The organism is Arthrobacter sp. NPDC056886, from assembly GCF_042788715.1.
In the GTDB taxonomy this organism is placed as follows: domain Bacteria; phylum Actinomycetota; class Actinomycetes; order Actinomycetales; family Micrococcaceae; genus Arthrobacter.
Window position 1 is genome coordinate 367,084 of the sequence record NZ_JBHUBT010000001.1, and the last position, 19,553, is coordinate 386,636.

20 protein-coding genes are annotated in these 19,553 nt (G+C 67.3%); 8 read left to right on the forward strand and 12 right to left on the reverse strand.

The genetic code is table 11. From position 1 onward, the window contains the following. The first annotated feature begins 153 nt into the window (after window positions 1-153). The 5 genes from ACFRJ8_RS01765 to ACFRJ8_RS01785 all read left to right on the forward strand — a co-directional run bounded on the left by ACFRJ8_RS01765 (window position 154) and on the right by ACFRJ8_RS01785 (window position 4,958). Window positions 154-1,248 carry an extracellular solute-binding protein gene (locus ACFRJ8_RS01765; RefSeq protein WP_018775012.1) on the forward strand — a complete coding sequence of 365 codons (1,095 nt, stop codon included), beginning with the start codon at window positions 154-156 and terminating at the stop codon, window positions 1,246-1,248. Between the two features lies 1 nt (window position 1,249). Continuing rightward, window positions 1,250-2,137 (forward strand): ABC transporter permease, encoded by an 888-nt coding sequence (locus ACFRJ8_RS01770; RefSeq protein ID WP_377984427.1) that lies wholly within the window; start codon window positions 1,250-1,252, stop codon window positions 2,135-2,137. After that, window positions 2,124-2,951 (forward strand): ABC transporter permease, encoded by an 828-nt coding sequence (locus tag ACFRJ8_RS01775; RefSeq protein WP_377984428.1) that lies wholly within the window; start codon window positions 2,124-2,126, stop codon window positions 2,949-2,951. The genes ACFRJ8_RS01770 and ACFRJ8_RS01775 overlap by 14 nt, the downstream gene beginning before the upstream one ends. A 9-nt stretch (window positions 2,952-2,960) precedes the next feature. After that, window positions 2,961-4,082 carry an ABC transporter ATP-binding protein gene (locus ACFRJ8_RS01780; RefSeq protein WP_377984429.1) on the forward strand — a complete coding sequence of 374 codons (1,122 nt, stop codon included), beginning with the start codon at window positions 2,961-2,963 and terminating at the stop codon, window positions 4,080-4,082. 456 nt (window positions 4,083-4,538) lie between these two features. Then, window positions 4,539-4,958: an STAS/SEC14 domain-containing protein gene (locus ACFRJ8_RS01785; protein ID WP_377984430.1), complete on the forward strand. Its 420-nt coding sequence runs from the start codon at window positions 4,539-4,541 to the stop codon at window positions 4,956-4,958. Between the two features lie 23 nt (window positions 4,959-4,981). Here the strand turns inward: ACFRJ8_RS01785 and ACFRJ8_RS01790 are convergent, their stop codons facing one another. Beyond that, window positions 4,982-5,875, reverse strand: coding sequence for a helix-turn-helix transcriptional regulator (locus tag ACFRJ8_RS01790; protein WP_377984431.1), 894 nt, complete (start codon window positions 5,873-5,875; stop codon window positions 4,982-4,984). Window positions 5,876-6,019: 144 nt separating this feature from the next. Here ACFRJ8_RS01790 and ACFRJ8_RS01795 point away from each other — a divergent pair, with 144 nt between their 5' ends. Then, the gene (locus tag ACFRJ8_RS01795; RefSeq protein ID WP_377984432.1) at window positions 6,020-7,063 is read left to right on the forward strand and encodes an NAD(P)-dependent alcohol dehydrogenase; all 1,044 of its coding nucleotides are present in this window, start codon (window positions 6,020-6,022) and stop codon (window positions 7,061-7,063) included. Window positions 7,064-7,312: 249 nt separating this feature from the next. Here the strand turns inward: ACFRJ8_RS01795 and ACFRJ8_RS01800 are convergent, their stop codons facing one another. Both ACFRJ8_RS01800 and ACFRJ8_RS01805 read right to left on the reverse strand, forming a co-directional pair. Then, window positions 7,313-7,894 (reverse strand): hypothetical protein, encoded by a 582-nt coding sequence (locus ACFRJ8_RS01800; protein ID WP_377984433.1) that lies wholly within the window; start codon window positions 7,892-7,894, stop codon window positions 7,313-7,315. Window positions 7,895-7,955: 61 nt separating this feature from the next. Further along, window positions 7,956-8,276 (reverse strand): GYD domain-containing protein, encoded by a 321-nt coding sequence (locus ACFRJ8_RS01805; protein ID WP_377984434.1) that lies wholly within the window; start codon window positions 8,274-8,276, stop codon window positions 7,956-7,958. A 239-nt stretch (window positions 8,277-8,515) separates the two neighbouring features. Between ACFRJ8_RS01805 and ACFRJ8_RS01810 the strand changes: the two genes are divergently transcribed. Next, entirely contained in the window at window positions 8,516-8,845 is a 330-nt protein-coding gene (locus ACFRJ8_RS01810) for an antibiotic biosynthesis monooxygenase family protein (RefSeq protein ID WP_377984435.1), read from the forward strand. A 53-nt stretch (window positions 8,846-8,898) separates the two neighbouring features. On the opposite strand, the gene ACFRJ8_RS01815 is transcribed toward ACFRJ8_RS01810, so the two are convergent. Continuing rightward, window positions 8,899-9,501 (reverse strand): DUF6919 domain-containing protein, encoded by a 603-nt coding sequence (locus ACFRJ8_RS01815; protein WP_377984436.1) that lies wholly within the window; start codon window positions 9,499-9,501, stop codon window positions 8,899-8,901. A gap of 2 nt (window positions 9,502-9,503) precedes the next feature. Then, on the reverse strand, window positions 9,504-10,031 hold the full coding sequence (locus ACFRJ8_RS01820) for a hypothetical protein (RefSeq protein WP_377984437.1): 528 nt from the start codon (window positions 10,029-10,031) through the stop codon (window positions 9,504-9,506). Between the two features lie 284 nt (window positions 10,032-10,315). Here ACFRJ8_RS01820 and ACFRJ8_RS01825 point away from each other — a divergent pair, with 284 nt between their 5' ends. Beyond that, window positions 10,316-11,299, forward strand: a complete 984-nt coding sequence (locus ACFRJ8_RS01825) for an ABC transporter substrate-binding protein (protein WP_377984438.1) — start codon at window positions 10,316-10,318, stop codon at window positions 11,297-11,299. Between the two features lie 443 nt (window positions 11,300-11,742). Here the strand turns inward: ACFRJ8_RS01825 and ACFRJ8_RS01830 are convergent, their stop codons facing one another. From ACFRJ8_RS01830 to ACFRJ8_RS01860, 7 genes are read right to left on the reverse strand one after another with little or no spacing between them, the layout of a single operon-like run. Continuing rightward, entirely contained in the window at window positions 11,743-13,215 is a 1,473-nt protein-coding gene (locus tag ACFRJ8_RS01830; RefSeq protein WP_377984439.1) for an NtaA/DmoA family FMN-dependent monooxygenase, read from the reverse strand. 9 nt (window positions 13,216-13,224) lie between these two features. Then, the gene (locus ACFRJ8_RS01835) at window positions 13,225-14,406 is read right to left on the reverse strand and encodes an LLM class flavin-dependent oxidoreductase (RefSeq protein ID WP_377984440.1); all 1,182 of its coding nucleotides are present in this window, start codon (window positions 14,404-14,406) and stop codon (window positions 13,225-13,227) included. Beyond that, complete coding sequence (locus ACFRJ8_RS01840) at window positions 14,403-15,320, reverse strand: DUF1684 domain-containing protein (RefSeq protein WP_377984441.1); 918 nt, start codon at window positions 15,318-15,320, stop codon at window positions 14,403-14,405. The genes ACFRJ8_RS01835 and ACFRJ8_RS01840 overlap by 4 nt, the downstream gene beginning before the upstream one ends. Further along, entirely contained in the window at window positions 15,304-16,494 is a 1,191-nt protein-coding gene (locus tag ACFRJ8_RS01845; RefSeq protein ID WP_377984442.1) for an LLM class flavin-dependent oxidoreductase, read from the reverse strand. Before ACFRJ8_RS01845 ends, ACFRJ8_RS01840 begins: the two co-directional genes overlap by 17 nt. Then, window positions 16,491-17,540, reverse strand: coding sequence for an ABC transporter substrate-binding protein (locus ACFRJ8_RS01850; RefSeq protein WP_377984443.1), 1,050 nt, complete (start codon window positions 17,538-17,540; stop codon window positions 16,491-16,493). The genes ACFRJ8_RS01845 and ACFRJ8_RS01850 overlap by 4 nt, the downstream gene beginning before the upstream one ends. 9 nt (window positions 17,541-17,549) lie before the next feature. Further along, on the reverse strand, window positions 17,550-18,401 hold the full coding sequence (locus tag ACFRJ8_RS01855; protein WP_377984444.1) for an amino acid ABC transporter ATP-binding protein: 852 nt from the start codon (window positions 18,399-18,401) through the stop codon (window positions 17,550-17,552). Continuing rightward, on the reverse strand, window positions 18,398-19,501 hold the full coding sequence (locus tag ACFRJ8_RS01860) for an ABC transporter permease subunit (protein ID WP_377984445.1): 1,104 nt from the start codon (window positions 19,499-19,501) through the stop codon (window positions 18,398-18,400). The genes ACFRJ8_RS01855 and ACFRJ8_RS01860 overlap by 4 nt, the downstream gene beginning before the upstream one ends. Between the last annotated feature and the right edge of the window lie 52 nt (window positions 19,502-19,553).

Sequence of the window (19,553 nt, forward strand, 5' to 3'; positions counted from 1 at the left end):
GCCGTCACTTCCTTTTTCTTCACCGCGCCAATTCTGTAGCGCGCCAAATCTTCACGGCGCTACACGCAACCACACGCACCGCACCCCCACCACGCCCGCAATCCGGCGCGCCTATTTTCGGCGTGCCCGCGTACATGAGAGGCACTGTCCCCCATGACAGCATTCCGTTCCACTCCCTTTGACCGCAGGCAGCTCCTCAAGGCGGCAGCACTGACGCCGTTTGCGGGTCTGGCGCTCTCCGGCTGCGCGGCCAAGCCCGCCGAAAGTGCCGCCGCGAACAAGACGGTGACGGTCACGTCCTACGGTGGCTCCTACAACGACCAGCTGACCCAGACCATCCTGGACCCGTTCTCCAAGCAGTCCGGGATCCAGACGACGCTGCTGGCCAACACGAGCCTGGCCGCGCTCAAGGCCCAGGTCCAGTCCGGCGACGTGCAGTGGGACCTCGTGGAAATCACGGCGCCGGAGTACGAAGTAGCCGTGGCAGAGGGGCTGCTGGAGAAGTTCGACTACGACATCATCAGCGACAAGGGCCTGCCGGGATACGCGAAGGCCGAGTACGGCATCAAGTACCTGAGTTTCCTGTTCGTCATGGCGTGGGACCAGAAGGTCATTTCTGACGCGCAGGCCCCGAAGGACTGGGCCCAGTTCTTCGACCAGGGCAAGTACAACACCAAGCGCTCGGTCTACAACCAGCTCTCCGACAGCTCCGTCCTGGAAGCCGCCCTGCTGGCCGACGGTGTCCCGTTCGACAAGATCTATCCCCTCGACGTCGACCGGGCCCTGCGGGTCCTGGGCCAGCACCCGGGCAAGGACCGGCTGCTTTACCACGCCGCCAATCAGGAGCCCATCCAGCAGCTCACCTCCGGCGAGGTCTCCCTCTCCACCAGCTTCAACAACCGCATCAACGCAGCCCGCAACGACGGCGCGAAGCTGAACTTCTCCGCCGAAAACGCCGTCCTTGCCGGCGACTACTTCGTGGTGCCGAAGGGCGCCAAGAACAAGGAAGCGGCCTTCAAATTGATGAACTTCATGTCCAACGACGCCGAGGCCGGCGCAGCGTTCGACAAGGTCACCAACCTGACCCTGGCCAACACCCCGGCCCTGTCCAAGCTGCCGAAGGAAATCGCGGACACGCTTCCCACCAGCCCCCGCCTGGCGGACAAGATCCTGGTCCGGGACGACAAGTGGTGGTCGCAGAACCTGAAGAAGACCGAGCAGCAGTTCAAGCTCTGGCAGGCCAGCTGAGATGAGCAACGCAACTCTGGAACAGACGCGGCCGCGGGGCCGCGGTGCGCCTCCCGGCGCTGAAACGGCACCACGACGGCGGCGCAGCGGCTGGTGGCTGCTGCTGGCCCCGATCCTTGCCTTCGACGTCGTGCTGTTCCTGACGCCGCTGGGCAAGCTGGTCGGCGCAAGCTTCGCCGACAACGCCTACCAGCGGGTCCTCGAGGACCCGCTGGTAGTGCGGGCGCTGGTCAACACCCTGACCATCAGCCTGGCGAGCACCATTGTCACTGTGGTGCTCGGCTACATCATTGCCATGGTCCTGTGGCGGGCCGGAACAGTCACACGGGTAATCCTGTTCGCCGTCGTACTCCTGCCGTTCTGGACCGGCATCCTGGTGAAGAACTTCGCCTGGGCGGTTCTGCTGCAGGACAACGGCATAGTCAATGCCTTCCTGCAGGGAATCGGGCTTACCGGTGCGCCGATCCCGTTGCTGCACAACCGTTTCGCCGTGATCGTGGGCATGGTGCACTGCCTGCTGCCGTACGCGGTGTTCCCGATTTTCTCCTCGCTGGCATCGATCGATGACCGGCTGGGCCTGGCGGCCCGCTCGCTTGGCGCCCGGGAGGGATCCGTGTTCCGCAGGATCACGCTGCCGCTGAGCATGCCCGGCATCTCCGCCGCCGGGCTGCTGGTCTTCATCATCAGCACGGGCTTCTTCATCACGCCCGTGGTGATGGGCGGACCGGGCGACATGATGATCGCCAACCAGATCGACTACTACGCCCGACAGCTCACGGACTTCTCCGGGGCCGCTGCGCTGGCCGTCATCCTGACGGTCATGGTCAGCATCCTCGTTGCCGTCTACCAGCGCGTCCTCAAGGCGGGAGGCCAACATGAAGACAATTAATCCGCAGCACCGCCTGCTGGCGCTGCTTTCCATCCCGGCCTTCCTTTTCCTCGTCATTCCGACGGCGATTGTGGTGCCGGTCGCGCTGAATGACAGCCGCTACATCACCTTCCCGCCGGAGGGGATCTCCTTCGCCGCCGTGGCCGGGTTCTTCGCCGACCGGGCCTGGACCTCCGCCCTGACGGCCAGCCTGCAGTCGGCGGGGATCGCCGTCGTGATCGGTGTGCTGCTGGGCGCCACCGCGGCGATCGGCCTGCACGGGCGCAAGTTCCCTGGACAGCCCGCAGTAGTGGGTCTGATCCTCGCGCCGATGATCGTGCCGACCGTGGTGCTCGCGCTGGCGTTCTACCAGTTCTTCATCTCGATCGGCATGGTGGGCAGCATCGTGCCCATCGGCCTGGCGCACGCAGTGATCGCCACCCCCTATGTGTACCTGACCACCCGTGCCAGCCTCGCCGGGCTCAACCCGGCCCTGGTCCGGTCGGCGCAGAGCCTGGGGGCCGGTCCGCTCTCCGTCCTGCGGCACGTATATCTGCCCATCATCCTGCCCGGCCTGATCTCCGGGGCGCTCTTCGCGTTCTCGGTCTCCATCGATGAGACGGTGATGTCCCTCTTCATGCAGTCCCCGGGCGCCACCACCTTGCCCGTGAAGATGTTCACGGATATCCAGTTCAACCTGACCCCGAAGATCGCCGTGTCGTCGGCCCTGCTGGTCAGCGTCGCCACAATCGGGCTGCTGCTCCAGGTCATGTTTGTCCTCAAGCGCCGATCTTCAACCCGGATGCTGCCGCTGGCCGTGTCCGCACAAACGTAAGGAAAGTCGATGACCGCATCAGTGATTTCCGCGGAATCAATTCCCGGGACGGGCAGGGCCGCCCAGGGCGCCATTGAGCTCCGCCAGGTCAGCAAGCACTACGGCGACGTCGTTGCCGTGGACGAGCTGGACCTGACGGTTCAGCCCGGAGAGTTCGTGACCCTGCTGGGCCCCAGCGGCTCAGGCAAGACGACCACCATGATGATGGTTGCGGGCTTCGAAGAACACACCGCCGGAACCGTCCTCATTGACGGCAGGCCCGTGGACTCGCTGCCGCCCCGGGACCGCAACCTCGGTGTGGTGTTCCAGAACTATGCCCTGTTCCCGCACATGAGCGCGCTGGAAAACGTGGAGTTCGCGCTCCGCATGAGGAAGGTGCCGCGCCCGGAACGGCGCCAGCGCGCGGAGGAAGCCCTCGGCCGGGTGGGACTGGGCAAGATGGGCGGCCGGAAACCGCGCCAGCTCTCCGGCGGGCAGCAGCAGCGGGTGGCGCTGGCCCGGGCGCTGGTTTTCAACCCGGCGGCCCTGCTGCTGGATGAGCCGATGGCAGCCCTGGACAAGCGCCTCCGCGAGCAGATGCAGGAGGAGATCAAGACCCTGCAGAAGGGCCTGGGCATCTCGGTGCTGTTCGTGACGCACGACCAGGACGAGGCCATGGCCATGTCCGACCGGATTGTGGTGATGAAGGACGGGAAGATCGTGCAGTCCGGCCCGCCGGAGGAGGTGTACAACCACCCCCTCACGGACTGGGTGGCAAGCTTCCTCGGCGACACCAACCTCATCCCGTGCACCATCGTGGAGCGAAACGGCGAGGAGGCAGTTGTGGACCTCGGCGGGCTTGGTCTGGCAAAGGTCCGGGACCGCGGGGCCAGCGGCGAGAACTACGCCGTCTCCATCCGCCCGGAGCACCTCAAGTTCAAGACCCGGGCTTCGGCCGGCAACGGATGCGCCGCGACCCTGGTGTCCTCCACGAACCTGGGCGCCACGGTCCGCCACCGCCTCACAGCCGGCGGCCACGAACTCCAGCTCCGCGAGCTGAGCTCCGATCAGGGCACTCGGATCCTGCCGGATGAGGAGCTGTGGGTGGGCTGGGACGCGGACAAGGCCCAGTTGCTTGTCCTGGAGTCCTGATCCCGGGAGTCCTGATCCCGGGAGTCCGGTCAGGGGCTGGGCGGGTCAGGGGTGGGCCTGTCAGAGGTGGGGCTGTCAGAGGTGGGGCGGTTCCGGCATTTCTCTTCCGGGGACATGCCCTCCTTTGGCACCCAGGGATGGACATAAGCCCACTATGTCCATCCCTGGGCGGCCCCATGGGCCATGTCCAATCCCCGAGCGGGACATGTCCACTCAAAGCAGGCCTTTGGAGGCATGCTCGTGGGTGGGCAGTACCGGAGAGCATGTCCAGCGCGGGGGAGCACACGGAAACGGGCGGTGGGGGACATGCTCATTGCAACGTAGCAAAACAGGGCATGTCCCGGGCCGGCGTGACGGCGGGCCTGGGTCAGGCGCGGCCAGCCACGGTTTGCGGTCCGCCACGCGCACCGAGCCCCAAAGCCCTGGCCTGGCAGGGCCGGACCTACAATGGTTTCGATGATGCCAGGACAGATTGCAGCTGCTGATGGAAAGAACGTGCTGAGCGTCAGCGCGGGCATCATCACATCGATCTGGCAGCCCGGCTCGTTCGTAGATGTCCACGATGCCAGGGACGCCATGCGGGCCGTAGCGCAGGTCAGCGGCGGAACCCCGATGCCGATGCTCTCCGAGATGACGGACGTGGAGATCAGCGCGGCCGCCAGGTACGAGTTCGCCCAGACAACAGGGGTTCTGGCGATCGCCGTGCTCGGATCCAGCACTGTGGACCGCGTGATTGCGGCCGCAATGAGCCGGCACACCCGCTACCCCCACGAATTCTTCACCTCCCGGGACGCGGCCATGGCCTGGCTGAACAACTTCACCACCACCGGCGCCCAGCCGGGCGGATACGCGGACGGCATTTCCGCCCGGGCGTGAGAGTTCCGGCCTGCGCCGTGCGGTTAGGCTTTGTCCACCGCAGTTGCTGCCTCGGCCTCCTTGAGCTTCCGGTTGGTGGCGGCCCAGCTGGCCAGCAGCCGCAGCGCATCCTCCGACGCGGAGCCAGGCTCGGCGTTGTAGACCAGCAGGGACAGCCCGGCGTCGGCCGAGACATCCAAGGCCTCGAACATCAGGTGGAGTTCCCCGACCACCGGGTGGTGGAAATGCTTGAGCCCGGTGTAGTGCTGCCGCACGTTGTGCGCGGCCCACCGCGTGCGGAATTCCTCGCTCCGGGTCGATAGCTCGCCCACAAGGTCGGTCAAGCCGCGGTCGAAGGGGTCCCGGCCGGCCTCGGTGCGCAGGATCGCAACGGTGTCGTTCGCAGCACGCTCCCACTCCGGATAGAAGCTGCGCGAGCGGCTGTCCAGGAAAATGAAGCGGGCATGATTGGCCGGGCGGGCCGGGCCCACATACATGTCCGAATACAGGGCGTAACCGAGCGGGTTGGCCGCAACGATGTCCATGCGCCCGTTCCGAACAAAGGCGGGCGCGTTGGTGATGGCGTCCAGCGTCAGCTGCACGCTGCGTCGGACGGACTCCGCGGGACGGGGACGACGGCGGGTCCGGCTGCCCGGGGCCGCCGCTCGGGCCAGGTCGAAGAGGTGGGCCCGCTCGGCGTCGTCGAGCTGCAGAGCCCTCGCCACCGCGTCCAGCACACCCTCCGAAACGCCGGAGAGGTTTCCCCGCTCCAGCCGGGTGTAATACTCGACGCTGACGCCGGCCAGCATCGCGACCTCCCCGCGGCGCAGCCCTGGCACCCGGCGCTTGGCGCCATAGACCGGCAACCCCGACTGTTCGGGGGTGATCTTCGCCCGGCGCGAGGCAAGGAATTCGCGGGTCGCGTCTCGATTGTCCATGCCATCAACGTTAGGCCTTGCGGCCCCCTGAGGGAGGCCCTGCCAGTACCCCTATCAGCAGTGACTCCCTCAGCGCCGCGAAGACGGGTTTGATGGATGGTGTTCCGTTGAACAACCCCCAACGATCAACAAGCAGGAGTTTCATTGCTTACCGTCAACGCTTACGCATCACCTTCCGCGACAGAGCCGCTCGCCCTCACCACCATCGAGCGCCGCGACGTGGGCCCGCACGATGTCCTGATCGAGATCAAGTTCGCCGGGATCTGCCATTCGGACATCCACACCGTCCGCGGCGACTGGGGTCCGCAGACCTACCCCTTGGTTCCCGGCCATGAAATCGCCGGGATCGTCACCGAGATCGGCTCCGCCGTGACCAGGCACACCGTCGGCGACCGCGTCGGCGTCGGCTGCATGGTCAACTCCTGCGGCGAGTGCGTCAACTGCCAGGCCGGCGAGGAGCAGTACTGCCTCAAGGGAATGACCGGAACCTACGGCGCCGTCGACCGTGACGGCACCGTCACCCAGGGCGGCTATTCCACCCACGTAGTGGTGGCCGAGGACTTCGTGGTCACCATCCCGGAGGGCATCGAGCTCGACGTCGCCGCACCGCTGCTGTGCGCCGGCATCACCACCTACTCGCCTCTGAACCACTGGGGCGCGGGCCCCGGCAAAAAGGTGGCGATCGTCGGTTTGGGCGGACTGGGCCACATGGCAGTCAAGATCGCCCACGCTATGGGCGCCGACGTCACCGTACTGTCCCAGTCGCTGAAGAAGCAGGAAGACGGGCTTCGCCTGGGCGCGGACCACTACTACGCCACGAGCGACGAAAACACCTTCACGGAACTCGCCGGCACCTTTGATCTGATCATCAACACGGTCAGTGCCGCGATCGACATCAGCGCTTACCTGCAGCTGCTGTCCCTCGACGGCGCACTGGTCAACGTTGGCGCGCCCGCGGAGCCGCTCCCGGTGAACGTGTTCTCCCTGATCATGGGGCGCCGCTCCTTCGCCGGCTCGGCCATCGGCGGCATCCGCGAAACCCAGGAAATGCTTAACTTCTGCGCTGAGCACGGCCTGGGCGCCGAGATCGAGGTCATCCCGGCCGCGAAGATCAACGACGCCTACGAGCGCGTGCTGGCCTCCGACGTCCGCTACCGCTTCGTGATTGACACCGCGACCCTGAACTAGGACGCTGAGCCGGGGACCTGAGCCCCGGCGGACGCGGCCTCCGAGTAGGGTGACCTCGTGAGCGACGAGGAATACAACGGCGCCACATAGCACAGCTGGGCTAAATCCTCCGGCACTGCCGGTGCGGGGTCCCGCCGCCCATGAGGTGACGGGCCCCGCCCGGCATTCCAGGTGCCTGGCGACGGTGGCCTTCTCGCCTTGGCCCCGAAGCCGTTGCCCGTGGCCGTTGGCCCTGCAGCCGGTGCCCGGCTAAGACCCCGGTGCGACCGGGACCATCCAGAAGCCCGCCACTTCGGCACCGGCGGCGTCGGTGCCGGGACGGAGTCCCTGAATCTGGGCTGGCCCGGCCCTCAGCTCGACCCGCGTTGTCTGAGCTGCTCCGCAGTCGAGGTTCATTTCCGCTCTACCCCCGCCCCGGAGGCCGTCCTGGGACACGGTCAAGAGCGCGTTCGGTGCGCCGATGCAGGCGGCGGTGAGCGTGTAGGTTCCCTTCGGCACTGCCGCGGCAGAGATGCGGAATCCGCTGCCGCCGATCCCGCCCGTTCCGCCGAGGACGAGCCCGCCCGGCCGGGCGCCGAGGACTGCTTCCAGCTCGCCCAGGTTGCGCTGCTCGGCATCGGCGAGGCCCGGGTCTACGGGCGGGGGAGGCGGCAGCGAACGTGCCGGCCGACCGGCCCTGGTGGGGGCCGGCGTCGGGTCTGTTACGTCATCGGGGTATTCGCACCCGGCCAGGCCTGCTGCGGTGCCGGCCACCGCCAACAGCAGCGCGGCGCCGCGCATCCAGTGTTTTCCCTCGCCGAGTGACTTGCGCTGTGACTTCCCCCGTGACATGCCCCGAGCCTACTGGCTCCGACGGCGAAGGCGGCGAAAACCGGCGGCACTTTGTTTTGATCTATTGCCCCGGTGCCCGGTACGACGGCGTCTTCGTGGTTGCCTCGTCGAGATCCTCCGCGGTCATGAGCGGCTTCATGTGCAGGTTCACGGCACCGCTGGAATTGATCATCAGCGACAGCGCGACGGCGTTGGCCTGATCGGGGATATCGAAGACCCCCACGACGTCGGTTTCCCCGAAGGCGTAGTAAAAGCTATCCAGTGTGCCGCCCACCGATTTGAGGGCTTCGACCACCGCGTCACGCCGCTTGGTGCCGCCCTCACGCATGAGGCCCTTGATTCCGTCGCCGACGTAGTTCGCTTCGAACAGATATTTGCTCATCGTTTTTCCTATCCTGTGACGCCCAGGACATCGGCCTCCGAAGCGTGCCCGCTCCCAATAGTGGAAGGTCCGGGGCTGGTCCCAGAGTGGGGCCTGCCCACATGCTAGGCCTTCCACTTCGCCCGTACAACAGTCTTTTGGCGGCCCCGAGCGGGTCTCGAGCCGGCCCGCCGGGCAATCCGGCCCTACCGCCGGCCGGGGGACTGGAACATAATCGCCGTATCAACCCCGTACGTACAATGGAGGCGATCGACGTGTCTGTCTACACGCTCGGAATCTGGCTGGTGCATCCCGGCCGCGAGAACGATTTTGTGCAGGCCTGGCGGGACCTGGCCAGGAAAACGAAGGAGGATTTTCCCAATTCCAAAGGGGTGTTGATGCACGACCGCGACGTCAAGAACCGGTTCATCAGCACCGGTCCCTGGGAGTCCTTGGAACAGATTGAGCAGTGGCGGGACTCTGCCCTGTTCAAGCAGAGCGTCGAGGCAATGAAAGACATCCTGGAACATTTCGAGTCGCGCACCTTGGACGAGGCCGCCAGTATCGGCTGGGACGCGACCGATATGTGAGTTTCCCGGCCTCGGGTAGCTGCCGACTGTCCGGGGGCGCACGTTCCCGCAGGCTATTCGGCCTGCAGCGCCTCAAACACGGAAGTCAGCAAGAGATCGTTCCGGCCCCAGACGGGATCGAAAATTTCCACGTACCAGGCATCCGCCAAAACCAGGGCCAGCGTCTCGTTGGTCTCTGCTGCCCAGTCCCTGAGCTGGTCTTCCCCCACCGGCCCCTCGCTGCTGCCGAGCACGGTCACCACGTCGCCGTCCTGGAGGGTCACCGGGATGGAGGCGCTGCTAGTCTCACCGGGGGCGTGCGCAACCGTCACGAGTCCGGTACGCATGGACAACGCCAGAAGGGCCGACGCCGTCTCCGCGCTGCAGAAGGCCGTCACATAGGCGCGCTGCGCAACGCCCCCGGCCTGAACGCCCGGCTGCGATTCCTTGGTGAACAGCCCGTTGCGGTTGAGCAGGGCCAGCTCTGCGGCGATGGCCGTGGTCTCGTCGTCGAACCCGGGCGAGAAGACTCCGGGCTGGTATTCGCTGGTGCCCTCGAGCCAGCGGGCGGTCAGCTCGCCGGCCGCCGCGATGGTGGTGGCCTGCCGCCAGACTTCGCGGTCCGCGAGAAGCCGGCCGAAGCTGTCGCGTTCGGTTGTGAACCTGACCTCGGACATTCTCAGGCCTCCTTTGCTGTGGGGTGCGGCGGGGGATGCGGGGTGGGATGCGTCTGCGGGACGTGATGCTGCAGGAGGACGGACAACCGTTCGCAGCTGACCCGGAGCGCCTCCAGTTCACGCCGGCTGTAGTCCTCGATAATCGCAATGATGCGCTCGGCGAGGTGCTCATCGTCAACCTCGAACTCGTGGTTCAAGGTGACCACGGAGAGCCCGTCCGCCGTCAGGATCTCCCAGTCGCCGGCGAGCTCCCGGAGCGGGGATTCGAGATCCAACTGGTGGAACTCGGCGCGGTGGCTGGCGGCATCGAAGACGCGCCAGCAGTGGCTTGAACTGAGCGAGCCGTTGGACACCAAGGACGTGCGGAGCTCGTGCGCGGCGTCGTCGCCACTGACCCGCTCCGAGTACACCGTCAGGCCGTCGAGGTAAGGCCAGTGTGAGGCGTCCCGCAGCATGCTGAAGACAAGGTCCGCCGGGGCGTTGATGCCGAGCCGGTGCGTGGTCCGGTGCGTCCTCTGGTGCGTGCTCACTGACAAGTTCACCCCTCCTGTGTCGTGCTGTCACCCTGCAGGTCTTCTATGCAGGCTAGGCCAGTTGCGGCGGGCCGTGAACAATTCCGTCCCGCCACGTCACGCAGGGCAATCTTCGGTAACACTCGGGCGTCCGCAGGCCGCGTCCGCGGACGCCGGATGAACGGGTATTACCGCCTATATCCCTTGGTTTCATCCGGTTTCGGGGCGCTTTGACCGGCTTTCCCGAGCCCCGGATAGTTGCTGGCACCAGCACCACAGACCACCTCTTTCAAGGAGAAACCATGTCGAGTCTTTCGTTCAAGTCCGGAGCCGCCGTCGCGTTGGCGGCCACAGCCGTCCTGGGTCTCGCGGCCTGCTCCGATCCGGGCGCCGCCGCTGCCGGCGGCACGTCCGCGGCGCCGTCGTCGTCCTCCGGCGTCAAGCAGTTCAACCTCTCTCCGCAGCAGGACCGCGTCAAGGTCACAGCGGATGCCGCGGCCGCCGCGCTGGTCCCGGAGGCCATCAAGAAGGACGGGAAACTGACCGTGGCAGTGAGCCCGTTCGCGGCGCCGCTGGCCGTTTACGCCACGGACAACAAGACCCCGGTGGGCAATGAGGTGGATCTCGCCGTCGCGCTGGCCGAGTCGCTGGGCTTGGAGGCGGATATCGTCCCGACCGCGTGGGCCGACTGGCCGCTCGGCGTCGATTCTGGCAAGTACGAGGCAGTGCTCTCCAACGTCACCGTCACGGAGGAGCGCAAGCTCAAGTTCGACTTCGCCAGCTACCGCGAGGACAAGCTCGGCTTCTACGCCAAGGCGGACAGCAGCGTTACCAAGGTCGAGTCGGCCCCGGACGTCGCCGGCAAGCGCGTGATCGTGGGCTCCGGCACCAACCAGGAGGCGATCCTGCTGCGCTGGGATGAGGAAAACAAGAAGAACGGCCTTAAGCCCGTGGAGTTTCAGTATTACGACGACGACTCCGCCTCCCAGCTGGCCGTCCAGTCCGGCCGGGCGGACCTTACCTTCGGCCCCAACGCCACGGCAGCTTATAAAGCTGCTTCCGACGCCAAGACCAAGCTGGTGGGCCTGGTGGACGGCGGCTGGCCGCTGAAGGCCAGCATCGCGGTCACCACCAAGAAGGACAACGGGTTTGCCGCCGCGGCCCAGGCGGGAGTGAACCACCTGATCCAGGACGGCAGCTACGCCAAGATCCTGGACCGCTGGGGGCTGTCCGAGGAGGCCGTGGCGAAGTCGGAGCTGAACCCGGCGGGCCTGCCGAAGAGCTAGCCCGCCGCCTGAAAGTGCCGATTGCTTGAGGCGCCGACTGCTCCGTAACGGCCCTTCTGGGCTTCGAAAAGGGCGGTTACGGAGCAATCGATGCAGCACAGGGAATCCCCGCCGGAAATGTCTCCGGCGGGGATTCTCTGCGTCTGCTTGGTGCTGCATGCCTGGGGCTCCGATTGCCAGGAATGGAACATCGATTGCTCCGTAACGGCCCTTTTAGGCCTCGAATAGGGCGGTTACGGAGCAATCGATGCAGTTCAACCTGTTCCCGCTGGTGCCGGACACAGGGAATCCCCGCCGGAAATGTCTCCGGCGGGGATTCTCTGCGTCTGCCTGATGATGCAAGCCTGGAACTCCGATTGCCGGAAATGGAACATCGATTGCTCCGTAACGGCCCTTTTAGGCCTCGAATAGGGCGGTTACGGAGCAACCGATGGTGATTGACGCTAGGCCTGTGCCGTGACGGAGTCCGCCTCGACGCCTGCCTCCGCCTGGCCGGGGGCGCCGGTGGCTGAGGCGTCGTCGGCTGCGCGCACCGGGGTGGCCAGGCCGAGGTTCTCCCGCAGTGTGCGGCCCGCGTACTCCGTGGGGTACACGCCGCGCTCCTGGAGTTCCGGCACGAGGTGGTTGACGATGTCATCGAGCCCGGAGGGGATGAGCCACGGCGAGATGTTGAAGCCGTCGACGGCGCCGGTCCGGGCATATTCGGCGAGCCGGTCCGCGACCTCGGTGTAGGAGCCGGTGAAGGTGGAGTCACCCCGGCTGGTCTTGGCCGAGACGAACTGGCGGATGGACAGGCCCTTCTCCTTGGCCTCGGCCCGCCACTGGTCGGCCAACTGCCGGGCCTTTGCGCCGTGGAAGCCGCTGCCGCGGGTTTCGGAGGTTTCTTCCACCACGGGGTCGATGTCCGGCAGCGGGCCGTCGGGATCGTAGCCCTGCAGCTCCCGGCCCCAGAACTGCTCAAGGTACGCGATGGCCTGCTGCGGGCCGATCTGCAGCTCCCGCACCCAGGCCTTCTTTTCGAGGGCCTCCTGCGGTGTGGCGGCCAGGATGAACTCGCTGGCGGGCATGATCTTCACGTCCTGGGCGCCCCGGCCCGCCCGGAGCGTGCGCTCCACGATGTCGCGGCGGAAGTCCAGGGCGTCGTCGAGCTGCGGGTGCGCGGAAAAGATGACGTCCGCCTGCCGGGCGGCGAAGTCCCGGCCCTCGGGCGAATCCCCGGCCTGGAACAGCACCGGCCGGTACTGGGCGCTGCGCGGCAGCCGCGGGGTGACGTCCACGGAGTAGTGCTTGCCGGTGTGGCGCACCCGCCGGACCGCCCCCTCCGCCGCCCACCGGGCGGAGGAAGCCGAGGCCGCGATGGCGCCGTCCTCCCACGCGTCCCAGATGCGCTTGGCGGTTTCCACGAAGGCCTCCGCGTGGGTGTACCTGTCCGCGTGGTCCAGGTAGCCGCCGCGGCGGAAGTTGGCGCCGGTCCAGGCGTTGTCCGTGGTGACGATGTTCCAGGCCGCGCGGCCGTTGGAGAGCAGATCCAGGGTGGAGAGCCGGTGCGCCAGGTCTGCGGGGTCGTTGTACGTGGTGTTCTGGGTGGCGACCAGGCCGATGTTGGTCGTCACCGCGGCGAGGGCTGCCAGCGCGGTCTGCGCGTCGGGACGGCCGGCGACGTCGAGGGCGTGCGGACGGCCAAGGTGCTCGCGCAGCCGCAGGCCCTCGCCGAGGAAGAACGCCGCGAACAGGCCGCGCTCGGCGGTTTGAGCGATGCGCCGGAACGACTCGAAATCGGTCTGGGAGCCGGACTCGGCGCTCTTCCAGACTGTGCCGGAGTTGACGCCCTGGAAGAAGACGCCCAGCTGGAGCTGCCCGGACGGCGTGAATCCGGACGGCGTGGAGTCGGTGGCGGGGTGGGTGCTGTGGCTCATGATGGCTCCTTAGTTTTCCGCGCCGGCGGCAGTGGTTGCGGTGGCGTAGCGGCTGGCGGGCCGCGTCAGCCCCAGCTGCTCGCGGAACGTGGCGTCCGGAGTGTTGGGGGCCAGGAGCCCGCGCCGGCGCAGCTCTGGCAGCACCAACCGCGACAGTTCCTCAAGATCCGTCTCCAGCACGGCGGGGTGCAGGCGGACGCCGTCGGCCCAGGCCAACACATCGGTGAGCAGTTCGGTCAGTTCAGCCGCCGTCCCAACGAACCGGGCGCGCGGACTCTGCCACCCGGTGTGGCGGTTCAGCCCGGCCAGCCGCTCTGTGGCGGTCTGGCCACGGGAGTCCAGTACGACGTCGAGCTCGGCAATCAGCGCAGGCCCACTGCCGCCGGCGGCGAGTCCTGCCCGCGTCGCCGCGAGCTCGGCGGGCAGGAGTTCGGGCGTCGGGGCAGAGACCAGGAGCGCGTCGGTCGCCCCGGCCGCGACGGCCTCCGGGGTGAGGAGCCCGGCCGGGGCCAGCACAGGGAGCTGGCCCTGCGGCGGTCGCGGAATGATCGACGGACCCTTGACGGAATAGCTGCCGTTCTCGACGTCGATGTAGTGCAGCTTGTCGACATCGAGGTACCGCCCGGTGGGGACATCGCGGATCACGGCGTCGTCCTCCCAGGAGTCCCAGAGCCGGCGGCTGACCTCGATGGAATCGGCGGCCTCCCCGGAGAGCCGCTCCCCGCGCACGGTGTCCCGTCCGACGGCAGCGGCATCGGCTGCGCTTGATGAGGCGGCCACCAGCCAGCCGGCCCGCGCGCCCGAGACGTAGTCGAGGCTGGCCAGCTGGGTTGAGAGGTGGAATGGCTCGGTGTAGACGGTGTCCACTTCCGGGATCAGGGCGAGGGTGCGCGTCACGGGAGACGCGAACGCGGCGCGCTGCAGGGCGTTGAGCCGGGCAGCGGCGTCCCGGTCCGGGTGATCGGGATCCGGCAGCGCGGGGTCCTGCAGGCCGGGGTCAGAAAACGTCGCCGCGTGGAACCCAGCAGACTCGGCGGCGAGCACGGCGCCGCGCAGGTGCTCAGGGTCCAGTACGGACGTGGGGGCTGTGCGGGAAACCCGCCACGCGGCTGGGTGGCTGCCGGCGCCGTCGAGCTCCAGGAGCAGCAGGCCGTGTCCCAGGGATCCGTCTTGCGCGGGAGAGGTGCTCATGATGCGTCCTGTCGTTCGTAGGGGATCTGTTCGCCGGCTTCGATGGCCACCGGCAGGCGGTTCTCGGCCGGCGGCAACGGACAGGTGGCGAGATCCGTGTAGGCGCACGGCAGGTTCACCGCCCGGTTGAAGTCGAGCGAGACCGCCCCGCCGGCGCCCGGAGCAGGCACGGTGAGCGAGCGGTTGGCCGCGTAGGTGCTCTTGCCCGACGTCGCGTCCGTGAAGAGCACGGACAGTGTGCCCGGAGTGTGGCCGTTGAAGGCGGTGAGGCTCAGGTCCTGACCCCGGAGCCGGAAACGGATTTCCCCCGGGGCCTCGTAGACATGCTGGATTCCTTCGACCGCTGCGCCCACCGTGGTGGGCCGCGGTTCGGCGAACGGGACGAATATTCCTGAAATGGCATATTCAGGGTTGGGCGCGTAGGCGGGTGTGCCGCGGTAGCCGGTGAGCAGCGGATTCAGGGGATGCCGCGGCCTCACCACATAGCGGCCGCCGCGTTTGGCGAGCTCGATCACGGTATGGCCGGCGCCGGCATCTTCCACGCGCAGACTCAGGCCCTCGCGTTCGGGAATCGGGCCGAGAAACACGGTGGCTCCGGTGCCGTCGGCGTTCAGTTCCTGCCCATCGCGAAGAACACGCTCACCTGCCCGCAAAACCAGACGGACGGCGTCGTCCTCCACGCTCCACGTGCCAGGCGCACCGTCCAGGCGGGCGGGAGAGGAATCGAGCCAGTGCAGGTGGGTGACGGCGAGGAAGCCGTGGGGGTCGGCGCGGTGGCGCTCGTGCGCGGCATGCCAGTCCGCCCAGGCGGCCAGGAATTCCCGGTCGGGACCGCCGACGGCGCGGCCGTCGGGACTCGTCCGGTGGGCCGGGGCGGCCGGGGAGCGGCCGTCGGTGTCAGTGGGTGTAGACATGGGTGCTCCTGTGGTTGTTGTGGTCGGCTGTGACGCGGGCGGCGGCGTCGAGTTCGGTGGCGACTGTTGTACCTGCGGCTGTCTTGCCGGCGAGGCTGGCTTCCGGGCGGCCGGCGTACGGGTCGCCCTCGGCCCAAAGCGTGGTGGGCGCGGCGGCGCGGACGGCCGGAATGACCTCGAGGGCGAACCGCTCCAGGATTTCCAGCTGCTGGGCGAAGGGCAGCGTGGTGGGCAGCGAGATGGACTGCAGGTCGTGGCCGTAGAGCGCCTGGTAGCTGAGAATCTTGTCGATCACCTGCTCCGGGCTGCCCACCAGGGCCGGACCTTCGGCAACGGCGTGGTCGATGTCCCGGAAGGGGGAGTTGTTGCCGGGCACATTCCTGCCGGTCGTCAAGGCCTCGTAGACCGGGCCGAACTGCCGCTTGGCCTCCTGCGTGGTGTCCGCGATGAACACCCCGCCGGCGCCGGATCCGGAGCCCAGGTACTGATGCCGGGGATCATGGCCGTGCCGTGCATACTCCTCGCGGTAGTGGTCAATGAGCACCTTGTAGTTTTCCCGCGGCTGGATCGCATTGGCCGTGAACAGCGGATCGCCCCACTGCGCCGCCAGGGCCGCCGAGGCCAGGCTCGTGGCGGAACCGTGCCACACGCGCGGCGCGCCGGCGAAGGGCCGGGGCGTCGTGGTGGTGGGCTCTGTCAGCGCGGCGCGGAACGTCCCGGACCAGGTGACGTTCTCTTCGGTCCAGAGCCGGCGGAGCAGGCCGTATTTCTCCGCAAGCAGCTCCCACTGATCCGCCAGGTCCAGGCCGAACAGCGGGTACTGCAGCACCTCATTGCCCTTGCCGATCACCAGTTCCAGCCGGCCGCGGCTCAGCTGGTCGATCGTGGCGTAGTCCTCCGCGACCCGCACCGGGTCCAGCACGGAGAGCACCGTCACGCCGCTTTGCAGCCGGATCGTGGTGGTCACGGCGGCGATGGCGGCGAGCACGGTGGTGGGGGAGGAGGAGATGAACTCGCCCGCGTGGCGCTCCCCGACCGAGAAGCTGTCATAACCGAGTTCCTCCGCCCGCCGCGCGGTCTCCACCACCTGGTTGAGCCGGTCCGCGGTGGAGACGATCGCCCCGGTGACGGGGTTTTTCACGTGCGGGATGATGTCGAGGACCTGAAACCTCACTTTGTTTTCCCTGCGGAGCCGGTTCCGAAGTTGGCCTCGGTGACGGTGGTGGACTCGGGAAGGGCTTCCTCGGAGAGTCCCCAGCGGTCCAGGACCTTGGCGTAGGAGCCGTCCTTGATCGCGGAGTTCAGTGCGTCCGTAATGGCCGGGGCAAGGCCGTTGCCCTTGAGCGTGGTGGCCGCGACCATGGTCTCGGACGGCCAGCCGGCATTGACCTTGCCCACCACCTTGAGGTCGTCCCGGGTGTTTTCCCGGTACGTGACGGACGGGTAGGGCGCCAAGTTCAGGTCCGTGCGGCCGGAGGACAGCGCCAGGATGGTGTCGGCGTCGGAGGAGTAGTACTGCAGTTCCGCCGGCGCCTTGCCCTTGGCCTCCAGCTCCTTGTTCCAGGCGATCAGGATCTTCTCCTGGTTGGTGCCCGAGCCCACGGAGATCTTCAGGCCGGAGATGTCATCGGAGCCCTTGATGTTGTAGCTGGAGCTCTTCTTGGCCTCGAAGCCCATGTACGCGGCGCGGTAGCTGGAGAAATCGAAGAGTTTCACGCGGGCGGCGTTGATGCCCACATTGGAGAACACGGCCTCGAAGTCGCCGGACTGGGTTTTCAGCGGCCAGTTCTCCCAGGAGGTCACCTGGACATCCAGTGCCAGGCCCAGCTTGTCCGCGACCAGCTGGGCCAGGTCCACCTCGACGCCGATCGGGGTCTTGTCGTCGGTGGCATGGAAGGACAGCGGAATCGCGCCCGCCGTCGTGGCCACGGTCAGCTTGCCGTCCTTGCCGATCAGCGCTGGGACCTTCGCGGCCAGGGACGCATCCTTCTCGGCCCGGATGCGCTGCTGGTCCGGCGAGGTGTTGTAGACGACGCCGTTGCGCGCCGCCGTCGTCGCCGGCTGCCCGCCGGCGGCCGCGGAGGCGCCGGGATCAGCGCAGGCACTCAGGGCCAGCGTGCCGGACAGGGTGCCGATGAGCACGACGGCGGGAAGCGCCGCACGCTTCCGCCGGGGACTAGTGCTGGGACGGGCGGTGCGGAGGGCGGAGCTGATTGCCATGGGTGTTCCTTAGATATTGAAAGCGGGTTCGATCACCTTGGAGAAAAAGCTCCGGGTGCGTTCTTCTTGCGGGTTGGTGAAAATCTCCTGGGGTGTGCCTTGCTCGACGATCTGGCCTTGATCCATGAACACCACCGTGTCGGCGACGTCGCGGGCGAAGCCCATCTCATGCGTGACGATGATCAGCGTGGTGCCGGACTTGGCGAGCTCGCGGATGACGTCCAGGACCTCGTTGACCAGTTCCGGGTCCAGGGCCGAGGTGGGCTCGTCGAAGAGCAGGATCTTGGGGTCCAGGGCCAACGCCCGGGCGATCGCGACGCGCTGTTGCTGGCCGCCGGACAGCTGGCGAGGGTAGGCGCCCGCGCGGTCCTTCAAGCCCACCCGGTCCAGCAGTTCCAGGCCGCGTTCGCGGGCCTCGGTCTTGGACGACCGGGGTTTTCCGGCCCGCGGCGCGACGACCGGGGCCTCGGTGACGTTTTCCAGCGCGGTCAGGTGCGGGAAGAGGTTGAAGTTCTGGAACACCATGCCGATCTCGGTGCGCTGCTTCAGGATTTCCTTCTCGCGCAGCTCGTGGAGCCGGCGCCCACGGACCTCGTAGCCCACCAGCGTGCCGTCGACCGCGATGAAACCGGCGTCTACCTTTTCCAGGTGGTTGATGGTGCGCAGGAGGGTGGATTTGCCGGAACCGGACGGACCGACAATCACGGCCACGCCGCCGGGCTCGACCGTCAGCGTGATGCCCTTGAGGACTTCCGTGGCCCCGAAGGACTTGCGGACCTTGGTGATCTCGACGAGGCCGCGCGTGGTTTCGGCGTCAGTGGCGTCGGGCGCCGGCAGGGTGGTGGTGGCAGCGGTGCTCATCGGGTGCCCCTTTCCTGGGTTGTTTCCCTTGGTGCGGGCGCATGCGTGGTAAGGAATTTGCGGGCCTTCTGCAGCGGGGTCAGGGGCAGCGTGCGGACGGCGCCCTTGGAGTAGTGCCGCTCGATGTAGTACTGGAAGACGCTCAGCACCGAGGTGATCACGACGTACCAGAGGGTGGCCACGAGCAGCAGCGGCAGGACCTGCTGGGTCCGGTTGTAGATGACCTGGACGGTGTAGAACAGCTCGGAGTAGGCCAGGACATAGACAATCGAGGTGCCCTTGACCAAGCCGATCACCTCGTTGAAGGCGGTGGGCAGGATGGCCCGCATGGCCTGGGGTAGGACGATTCTGGTGGAGCGCCGCCACGCCGGAATGCCCAGGGCGGTTGCGGCCTCGAGCTGGCCCTGGTCCACGGAGAGGATGCCGCCGCGGATGATCTCGGCGGAGTAGGCGGCCTGGTTCAGGGTCAGGCCGAGGACCGCCGCGGCGAACTGGCTGATCAGGGTGGTGGTCTGCGCCTCGAAGAAACGCACGTCTGTGAACGGAATGCCAAGGCTGATTTTCTCGTAGAGGTAGCCCAGGTTGTACCAGAGCAGCATCTGCACCAGCAGCGGCGTGGAGCGGAAGATCCAGGAGAAGGTCCAGGAGACGGAGACCAGCAGCGGGGACGCGGAGAGCCGCATCAGGGCCAGGATGAACCCCAGGATGAACCCGAGTGCCCCGGAGATCGCCGTCAGCTTCAGGGTCTCCAGCAGTCCGTTCACAATCGACTGCGCGGTGAACCACTGCGCCACCACGCCCCACTCCCAGCGCGGGTTGGTGGCCAGGGACCAGGCAATGCCCGCCACGCCCAGGGCGACGACGGCGGTGCCCACCCAGCGCCACGGGTGCCGGGCTGGGACCAGCCGGTAGTCGGCATAATCGGTGGCTGCCTGCCGGCCCGGTGAACCGGAGCCGGCCGTTTCGGAGGGTGTGGTTCCGGGGCCGGCCGCGGTTGCGGGGCCGGCGGTGCCGGGCGGTGCGGTTTCGGATGCGGATTCGACGCCGGCGGACGCCGGCACCGGGGCGGACTGCGCCACCGGGGTTGCTGTTGAACTCATGCGCCACCTCGCTTCTTCCAGTTGCTGTGGGGGTACGGTTGGCTGCCAATCT

Bases quoted from the DNA above. Each gene is read 5' to 3' on its own strand.
- ACFRJ8_RS01765 (WP_018775012.1), top strand. From the start codon at position 154: ATGACAGCATTCCGTTCCACTCCCTTTGACCGCAGGCAGCTCCTCAAG.
- ACFRJ8_RS01770 (WP_377984427.1), top strand. From the start codon at position 1,250: ATGAGCAACGCAACTCTGGAACAGACGCGGCCGCGGGGCCGCGGTGCG.
- ACFRJ8_RS01775 (WP_377984428.1), top strand. From the start codon at position 2,124: ATGAAGACAATTAATCCGCAGCACCGCCTGCTGGCGCTGCTTTCCATC.
- ACFRJ8_RS01780 (WP_377984429.1), top strand. From the start codon at position 2,961: ATGACCGCATCAGTGATTTCCGCGGAATCAATTCCCGGGACGGGCAGG.
- ACFRJ8_RS01785 (WP_377984430.1), top strand. From the start codon at position 4,539: ATGATGCCAGGACAGATTGCAGCTGCTGATGGAAAGAACGTGCTGAGC.
- ACFRJ8_RS01790 (WP_377984431.1), bottom strand. From the start codon at position 5,875: ATGGACAATCGAGACGCGACCCGCGAATTCCTTGCCTCGCGCCGGGCG.
- ACFRJ8_RS01800 (WP_377984433.1), bottom strand. From the start codon at position 7,894: ATGTCACGGGGGAAGTCACAGCGCAAGTCACTCGGCGAGGGAAAACAC.
- ACFRJ8_RS01805 (WP_377984434.1), bottom strand. From the start codon at position 8,276: ATGAGCAAATATCTGTTCGAAGCGAACTACGTCGGCGACGGAATCAAG.
- ACFRJ8_RS01810 (WP_377984435.1), top strand. From the start codon at position 8,516: ATGGAGGCGATCGACGTGTCTGTCTACACGCTCGGAATCTGGCTGGTG.
- ACFRJ8_RS01815 (WP_377984436.1), bottom strand. From the start codon at position 9,501: ATGTCCGAGGTCAGGTTCACAACCGAACGCGACAGCTTCGGCCGGCTT.
- ACFRJ8_RS01825 (WP_377984438.1), top strand. From the start codon at position 10,316: ATGTCGAGTCTTTCGTTCAAGTCCGGAGCCGCCGTCGCGTTGGCGGCC.
- ACFRJ8_RS01830 (WP_377984439.1), bottom strand. From the start codon at position 13,215: ATGAGCCACAGCACCCACCCCGCCACCGACTCCACGCCGTCCGGATTC.
- ACFRJ8_RS01835 (WP_377984440.1), bottom strand. From the start codon at position 14,406: ATGAGCACCTCTCCCGCGCAAGACGGATCCCTGGGACACGGCCTGCTG.
- ACFRJ8_RS01840 (WP_377984441.1), bottom strand. From the start codon at position 15,320: ATGTCTACACCCACTGACACCGACGGCCGCTCCCCGGCCGCCCCGGCC.
- ACFRJ8_RS01850 (WP_377984443.1), bottom strand. From the start codon at position 17,540: ATGGCAATCAGCTCCGCCCTCCGCACCGCCCGTCCCAGCACTAGTCCC.
- ACFRJ8_RS01855 (WP_377984444.1), bottom strand. From the start codon at position 18,401: ATGAGCACCGCTGCCACCACCACCCTGCCGGCGCCCGACGCCACTGAC.
- ACFRJ8_RS01860 (WP_377984445.1), bottom strand. From the start codon at position 19,501: ATGAGTTCAACAGCAACCCCGGTGGCGCAGTCCGCCCCGGTGCCGGCG.